Source organism: Pseudoalteromonas sp. (assembly GCF_041613455.1).
Taxonomy (GTDB): Bacteria; Pseudomonadota; Gammaproteobacteria; order Enterobacterales; family Alteromonadaceae; genus Pseudoalteromonas.
The window spans coordinates 1-7,604 of sequence record NZ_JBFJHD010000147.1; the positions used below are offsets into that span (position 1 = coordinate 1).

General features: G+C 42.4%; 7 protein-coding genes and 1 tRNA gene. 5 read left to right on the plus strand and 3 right to left on the minus strand.

All coding sequences use genetic code 11. The features are described 5' to 3' along the window. A partial coding sequence (locus ABYB02_RS12350; RefSeq protein WP_372762748.1) for a tetratricopeptide repeat protein occupies positions 1–447 on the plus strand: 447 nt, incomplete at its 5' end. Between the two features lie 48 nt (positions 448–495). On the opposite strand, the gene ABYB02_RS12355 is transcribed toward ABYB02_RS12350, so the two are convergent. Beyond that, positions 496–2,358 carry a cation:proton antiporter gene (locus ABYB02_RS12355; protein ID WP_372762749.1) on the minus strand — a complete coding sequence of 621 codons (1,863 nt, stop codon included), beginning with the start codon at positions 2,356–2,358 and terminating at the stop codon, positions 496–498. 864 nt (positions 2,359–3,222) lie between these two features. Here ABYB02_RS12355 and proB point away from each other — a divergent pair. Together proB and ABYB02_RS12365 are read left to right on the plus strand one after the other, a co-directional pair. Next, a complete protein-coding gene (gene proB / locus ABYB02_RS12360; protein ID WP_372762750.1) occupies positions 3,223–4,329 on the plus strand; it encodes a glutamate 5-kinase in 1,107 nt (368 codons plus the stop codon). Continuing rightward, positions 4,326–5,573: a glutamate-5-semialdehyde dehydrogenase gene (locus ABYB02_RS12365; protein ID WP_372762751.1), complete on the plus strand. Its 1,248-nt coding sequence runs from the start codon at positions 4,326–4,328 to the stop codon at positions 5,571–5,573. The genes proB and ABYB02_RS12365 overlap by 4 nt, the downstream gene beginning before the upstream one ends. A 237-nt stretch (positions 5,574–5,810) precedes the next feature. On the opposite strand, the gene ABYB02_RS12370 is transcribed toward ABYB02_RS12365, so the two are convergent. After that, positions 5,811–5,886 (minus strand) — tRNA-Ala (locus ABYB02_RS12370). Positions 5,887–6,053: 167 nt separating this feature from the next. On the opposite strand from ABYB02_RS12370, the gene ABYB02_RS12375 reads away from it, so the two are divergent. Both ABYB02_RS12375 and ABYB02_RS12380 read left to right on the plus strand, forming a co-directional pair. Further along, the gene (locus tag ABYB02_RS12375) at positions 6,054–6,440 is read left to right on the plus strand and encodes a hypothetical protein (protein WP_372762752.1); all 387 of its coding nucleotides are present in this window, start codon (positions 6,054–6,056) and stop codon (positions 6,438–6,440) included. A 1-nt stretch (position 6,441) separates the two neighbouring features. Beyond that, positions 6,442–6,942, plus strand: coding sequence for a prolyl-tRNA synthetase associated domain-containing protein (locus ABYB02_RS12380; protein ID WP_372762753.1), 501 nt, complete (start codon positions 6,442–6,444; stop codon positions 6,940–6,942). Here the strand turns inward: ABYB02_RS12380 and ABYB02_RS12385 are convergent. Next, a partial coding sequence (locus ABYB02_RS12385; protein ID WP_372762754.1) for an MFS transporter occupies positions 6,909–7,604 on the minus strand: 696 nt, incomplete at its 5' end. The two genes, ABYB02_RS12380 and ABYB02_RS12385, sit on opposite strands and share 34 nt — an antisense overlap.

The following is a 7,604-nucleotide window of genomic DNA, read 5'->3' on the forward strand; positions in this document are numbered from 1 at the left end:
GATATAGAGGCAAGAGCCAGTAAAATGGCGCTGCCGTCTTACCAGTTTTTATATGGCGATATGCTCGCCTACAACGTGTGTGTGGAGCGTAATGTCGCATTGGGTGTTTACTATATGCGTAAAGCGGCCGAGCAGGGGTTAGCTGCAGCTTTAGAGCAATTAGGGCGTTACTATGATGTAGGTCAATTGGTGCGGCAAGATAAAGCCAAGGCTATCACTTATTTACGCGAAGCGTCAGCGCAAGGCAATTTAAAAGCCCAGTTACGTTTAGTTAAGTTATTAAACCAAGGTTATGGCAGTCCGCGTGACTTTGAAGATGCATACAGTTGGTTATTCAATGCCGTAACGGCAAATAAAAACACACAGCAACATATTCATCACTTGCTTGCTCAGCTCGCTGAAAAAATGCCAGACAGCGTAGTGGCGCGCGCCCGTACAACACGATAATAGCTATGCAAGCTAGGCTTTGTACCTAGCTTGCATAGCTAATGGCGCCTAAATGGCGCTGCTGTCAGTCTCTTTACCTTTGTTATTATTAGGATCTTTGATGAGTGAAACTTTAGCGGGTTGCAGGGCGACTATGCGCTCCCCCTCTTGTGGTAGTTTTTCCATCTCACTGGTAAACGGTCTTAGTTTTACCGGGGCGTCATCATCGCCATCTTTATCGCCCTTGAGAATAAACAACGGGATCGCTTCCGGGTTCATTTCTAGGTATTGCTGCCAGCTAAATTCATCGGAAATACGCGTAGCACTGACTTTGCCGCCTTTGGCTATCACGCTACTTAATTTTGCATAAGAACCGTTCTCACCAAATAGTATTTGTCGAGATAAGAAAGTGGCGCTGTCTTTATTGGCTTTGGCATGTGATGACGACGAGCGTAAAGAGAACACGTTTTTATCATTAAGTAAGTGCGAAAAGTATTGCACCCCCAGTGCATTGTGATGGCGGTTGGGTGATAACGCCAATACGCTGCGAATCGTTGTTAACGGTAAATAACGCTCGGCATGTTCTGATTGTGGGTTACCGTAATAACAAGGTAGACCATCCATTCTTGCCATTTTGCAGTTTTCCCAAGCTGGATCAGACAAGTGCACCGGAATATTTTGCTCTTTTAAACCTCGGGCGATGGCACGTGACACATGGTTGGCACCAATAATTAAAATGGTGTTTGGTGACGGTTGGCGCACCCCTAATAGCTTGGCTAAAGGAATAGCGGTTAAGCTTTGCAGCACCACGGTAATAATGATCACGGTAAATATCAGCGGCACCATCTTTTGCGCATCAGCGACACCTGCTTCTATCATACTTAACGCGAATACCGAGCCCACTGCGGCTGCAACTATGCCTCGTGGAGCGATCCAAGCCAGCACTAAGCGCGACTTCACCGGTAAATCGGTGCCAAAGGTTGAGATAGCGATACACAGAGGTCGTGCAATAAAGAGCACAATCGCTAAAAATATAAACACATCGCTATCTAGCATCATTAAGTCAGATAGTTCTAAGCGGGCTGCGAGCAGAATAAACAGGGTCGAGATTAAAATCATCGATAGGTCTTCTTTAAACTCCAGCACCGAGTCTATTTCTAGGTCATCTTGATTGGCAAGCCAAATACCAAACACAGTGACTGCTAATAAGCCTGATTCATGGCTTAAATGATTCGATATTGAGAAACTGATCAGCACTAATGCCAAAATACCAAATTTATGTAGCTCAAAAGGGAGCCACTCTCTATGTATTAGTTGTGTGGTGATCCAGCCAGAAATAACACCAATACTTAAACCAACCCCTAAAGTTTTAAACAGCGCAATAATAGTGTGGCTAAACACCTCACCTTGTCCTACAAGCATTACTGCCTCAAATACCAGTACCGCAAACAGCGCGCCAATAGGGTCAATAACTATGCCTTCCCAGCGTAATATGCGGTCTATATCTTGAGTGGGACGCATAGAGTTTAACAAAGGGGCAATCACGGTCGGACCGGTCACCACCAGTACCGCACCTAGCACAGCGGCCACCCGCCAGTTCAGCTCAAGCAGCCAATAGGCACTGAAACTAATCACAATACAAGTTACCAGCATACCAATAGAGCAGAGGTTTCTCACCACCTTACTGATACCTTTAAGCTCTCTGAAGTGCAATGTGAGCGCCCCTTCAAATAAAATCACTGCAACGCTCAATGAAACGACAGGAAATAATAAATCACCTAGCAGTGCATCGGGGTCGAGTACGCCGCTAAATGGCCCGAGTAATAGCCCGGTAAGCAATAAAAACAAGATAGCAGGGACTCTAAACGCCCAAGCAAGCCATTGGGCAAGCACAGAGCAAAGTGCAATACCGGCTATATAAATTGCTGACATAGATTAAGAATTCCTTGTTAATGTGATAGCTAAAAGTATAACGTATGTTAATTATAATACAGGGGTATACACGGATAAGCTCAACTTTCCTAATAGAATTTTTATTTAGATGGGCTGTAATTAAGCGGGTATATTCTGATTATTTTAGTTTAAACGTCAGTAAAACCGCTGTATAGCTTATTAACCGTATGATATTTAATATAAAAAAATCAGGCTAAAGTGAGGTTATCGCTTTTAGCTGGAATTTTAACCTTGATCTTACCCCCCTACTTGGCGTATTATAGTTCGTGTTCAAACAATTAGTTGTCTAATTAAGGCGGTATTTTTTAAATAACGGGCTATTAATATTAGCTTCATAATTAATCGCTATAATACTGTTTTGTAGTAAATTAAAGGTTTGGGCAGTAAAAATATCATTTACCGGACTCTTTGGTATGGTTTTACTAAACAAGTTTATTTAGTTATATAAATAAATAAATGTTTGAGTTGAATTATTACCTTTCAATATTTAATCCCCATCGTGGCGGTTAAATCTCGGTCCTTAAGTCATCGCCCTATCTGTTGGTGTATCTGACTTAAGAGGCTCTATGCATGTTGTTAACATAAAAGCCACACACAGCTTTTACAGCGATGCATAAACAACACTTTTTAATTTTCTGTTAGTGCGACTCTATATACCGAGTTGTTGCTATTTAATGTCTGCGCTTCAAGCTAAAACCGCGGTTTTAGCTACGGCAGCTTTGTGTGCAAAAAGTGTGACCTAAATGATGAATCAAATTCGAAGCTATGTTTTTTAAAACCTAGCTAATTAGTTTTAGCTCATCTAGCTTGATGAGCGCAGATAAAATGGAAAGTTGAACATTTATGCAAAAGTTAAATTGGCGACGTATCGTACTTAAAGTGGGGAGTGCTCTAATTGCACCAGATCAAGATGGCTGCCGTTCGCGCTATATATTAACCATCGCACAGTTTATTGTTCGCTGTCGTGCCCGTGGTATCGAAGTAATTTTAGTGTCATCGGGCTCTGTTGCGGCAGGTTCGCACTTATTTCCAACAGACAAGCCTCGCTCAGTGGTGATGAAAAAAGCCATGGCCGCAGCGGGTCAAACTGAGATGATAGCAATGTGGGATCGCTTTTTTGACTTTCCTTCAGCGCAGTTATTACTTACTCATGGCGACTTGCGCGACCGTGAGCGCTACCAAAGTATTCGCGAAACCGTATTTACTTTGCTAGAAAATGGTGTATTACCTATTATTAATGAAAATGATGCGGTGACGACCGATGACTTAAAAGTAGGTGATAACGATAATTTATCAGCGATGGTTGCCGCTGCGGCAGATGCCGATGCATTGCTTATATTTTCTGATGTGAGTGGGCTTTATGATAAAAACCCTAACCTGCATGATGATGCGGTGTTGTTACCTGAAATTAAATCAATTGATGACTCTATTTACGCTATGGCAGGATGTGCTACGAGCTCGGTAGGCACCGGTGGTATGAAAACCAAAATTGAAGCGGCAGAAAAAGCCACTTCGCATGGTATTGCCACTTATATTGTTAACGGTTTTGAAGAAGAAACATTTACGCGATTATTAGCAGGGGAAAACCCGGGTACTATTTTCTTACCTTATGAAAAACCAATGCAAGATTCAGTGCATTGGATGACCCATACAGCGAATGAACAGGGTGAAGTTGTGGTCGATGGTTCATTTGATGAGTCATTAGAAGGTGAGTCAGGCTGTATTCGTGGTGATGAAATTGTCGAAGTACACGGTGAGTTTGCTATTGGCGACACCATTTTAATTCGTAGCGAAGATGGTACGCGCTTAGCCAAAGCAACCGCAAATTATAGTAGCTGTTTGTTAAACTTTATAGCAGATAACGAACAGAGTGAATTCAGCGATAAAATGCAGGATTCAATTGGACCAGTTATATCTGAAAAAGATATCGCATTATTGGAGAAGTCATGAGTTTAATTACGGATATTTCACGTCAGGCAGCTAAAGCTGCACATCAGTTAGCGTTACTCGATACCGAGACAAAAAATAAAGTGCTACTCGATATGGCAGCGGCACTGCGCGCTGAAAAAGCGTTTATCATTAAAGAAAACGAAACTGACTTAGCCGCAGCACGCGATAATAATTTAGCGGCCGCTATGATTGACCGCTTAACACTGAATGACGAGCGCGTAGAGGCGATGGCCGAAGGCATTGAAGTAATTGTCAGTTTAGCTGATCCTGTGGGTCAGTTACGTGATATTACCGAGCGTCCCAATGGCATTAAAATTCGTAAAATGCGAGTGCCACTGGGTGTGGTATGCATGATATACGAAGCGCGTCCCAATGTGACTGCGGATGCCGGTGCGCTGTGCTTTAAATCGGGTAATGGCGTTATTTTACGTGGTGGTAAAGAAGCATTGAAAAGCTCACAAGCGATTGCCAGCGTTATGCACAGTGTGCTTGAAAAGCATAATTTACCTGCGGCACTTATTTCGGTTATTCCCGACCCCGATCGTGGCCTATTAATGGAATTGATGCAGCAACGTGACAGCATAGATTTAATTATTCCGCGGGGTGGTGAAGGGCTGATCAACTTTGTGACTGAAAACAGCACTATTCCTGTGATTCAACACTTTAAAGGGGTGTGCCATTTGTATGTGGATAAAGACGCCGATCTTGAAGTGGCAATTAACCTACTGCTTAATGGTAAAACTCAACGCACCGGTGTGTGTAATGCGCTAGAAGGTTTAGTGGTACATCAAGATATTGCCGATGAGTTTTTAAACCTGTGCGCCGTGGTATTACGCCAAGAAGGTGTAAAAATTAATGCGGATAGCCAAGCGGCCGAGTATTTTGACAACGCTACTGTACTTGCCGACAATGAATTTGGCGAAGAGTATTTAGATTTAGAAATTGCCATTCGCGTGGTCCCGAGTTTTGCTGCTGCAATAGATCATATCGCGCAGTTTGGTTCTAATCATACCGAAGTAATTTGTACTAAAAATGCCGCTACAGCAGAGCTATTCCAACGTAGTGTTGATGCATCGGTAGTTACAGTTAACGCGTCATCGCGCTTCTCAGATGGCTCACAGCTTGGCTTAGGTGCTGAGATTGGTATTGCTACTTCGAAGCTGCATGCTTATGGCCCAATGGGGCTTGAGTCATTAACCACCGAAAAGTACTTGGTTAATGGCGATGGCCAAATCCGCGAATAAGCGACATTAATGGGTATTTTAAAAAGCCGAGCTTAGCTCGGTTTTTTTGTGCCTGCTATTCCTACCCCGGTATTATTTAACAACGTAGGCATAAAAGTTATTTGCAGAGCGATTATGTACAGCTCACTAAGGGTTAAGTGATGCAATTAAACAATAAAAATAATAGCTAGAATAACAAGCTTGTAAAAGAGTAATAACTGAGGTGTTCACTAAACAGAGAGAGTTGAAGTAGGAAAGTGGTGGAGCTAAGCAGGATCGAACTGCTGACCTCCTGCGTGCAAGGCAGGCGCTCTCCCAGCTGAGCTATAGCCCCACATTCCTAATTTTACACGATAGGTAAAATGCTTAAGTGCTGAGTCCTAAGCGGGATGAACTTTAATTTTTTTTATAAATTTGGTCAAGTATTTTTTTACTAATTTTACTGTTTAACGGAAATTTTGTTAGACTCAGCGGCAATATTCAGTAAAAAGACGATTGGCCATGAAAAAGTATGCTTTAGTACTGATAGGATTGCTCGCAGGATGTGCGAGCTCAATGGATGAACAGCCTTATGAAATTAATCATCAACAGTTTCATGAAAAACAAGATGAGCACGGCAATAAGCTGTTTGCTTATGTGGTGTCGGTAAAAGCTAAAAATCGGCAAAATATAGATTTAGATAAACGGCTTACCCGCAGCGACGTTAAGCGCTTTGCTGAGCAGCAGCACTTTGAAGAGTCAAGCGTATTAAAGTTAAGGTTGGAAGATCAAGCGGTAGAGTTTTTAAATAAAGCGCTTAAAGAGCGTAATTATTGTCAAGGTAAGCATGAAATTAATGACGTAGTATGGCGTGATTTAAGTGTGCAATTAAGAGGACGTTGTTTGTAGTATGTTGGCTGATAAAGCAAAGCTAGCTGCGCTGTTAGCGCAGTTAAATATTGACTATGAAGTAATAGAGCACCCCCCGTTACAGGGGAGTTTAGACGCCGATGCAATTATGCTTGAGCGTCCTGGAACACGGCTAAAAAATTTATTTTTGCGTGATAACGAAGGTAAACGGCATTTTTTAGTGATAACCGCCCATGATAAACAACTCGATTTAAAAGCCCTTGCTAAGCAACAAGGACTCTCGCGTTTAGGCTTTGCTTCTAGTGAGCGCCTAGCCCGTTACTTAAAAGTCGCGCCAGGGTGTGTATCTATGTTGAGTACAATGAACGACAAGCAAAACGAGGTTACTGTGTGGCTCGATCAGGACATTTGGTTTAATGAATTATTTCATTGTCATCCATTTGAAAATACTCAAACTTGGGTGTTGCATAAGTCAGATTTAGAAGCATTTTTTCAACACACAGAACATCAACCGCGGGTGGTTTTTTTACCTGCAAAATAAGCCCAGATAATCAGCATTAAACCGCATAAGCATACCGTTAATAAGGTGCTCATAAATGCGCTTTGTCCATACTGCTGATACACCACACCGGGTAAGAGCGAGCCGAGGGCTCCTCCACTGTAATAAAACGAGACATAGCCGCCATTAGTGACACTTGGCGGCGCTGTCGCTATTTTATTGACTAACGGCGCAGCGGTAGAGTGGATCACAAACATAGCGCCACAAAATAACGTAAAAGCGCATAAAAAGAGTATTAGTTGCTGGCTCATCAATAGCATAATACTTGCGCTATACAGGGTAAAAATAACCATGAGCAGGTGCCAAGGAGTGGTTGCTTTTTTAACTAGCCAAGGTGTGGCTATCGAGGCGAGCGCGCCAATTAAATAGCCACTATAAACTAAGCCAATATCCCGTGTATTAGTGATTAAAAAGCTATCTTGCAAAATAAAAGGTAGGTAATTTAAGAGCGCCGCAAAGCAAAAAAACATACAAAAAACCGCGCCATACAGTTTCAGTACGGCCCCTTCACGTAATTGTTTAATATAATCCAAAGGCGATAGCACTGACTTAACCTGTGCGCTTTTAAACTGCGTATGAGGAATGCTCCATGCGAGTAGCACTAACACAACGGCAATTAAATAATAGAAGCTTTGCCAATGCCA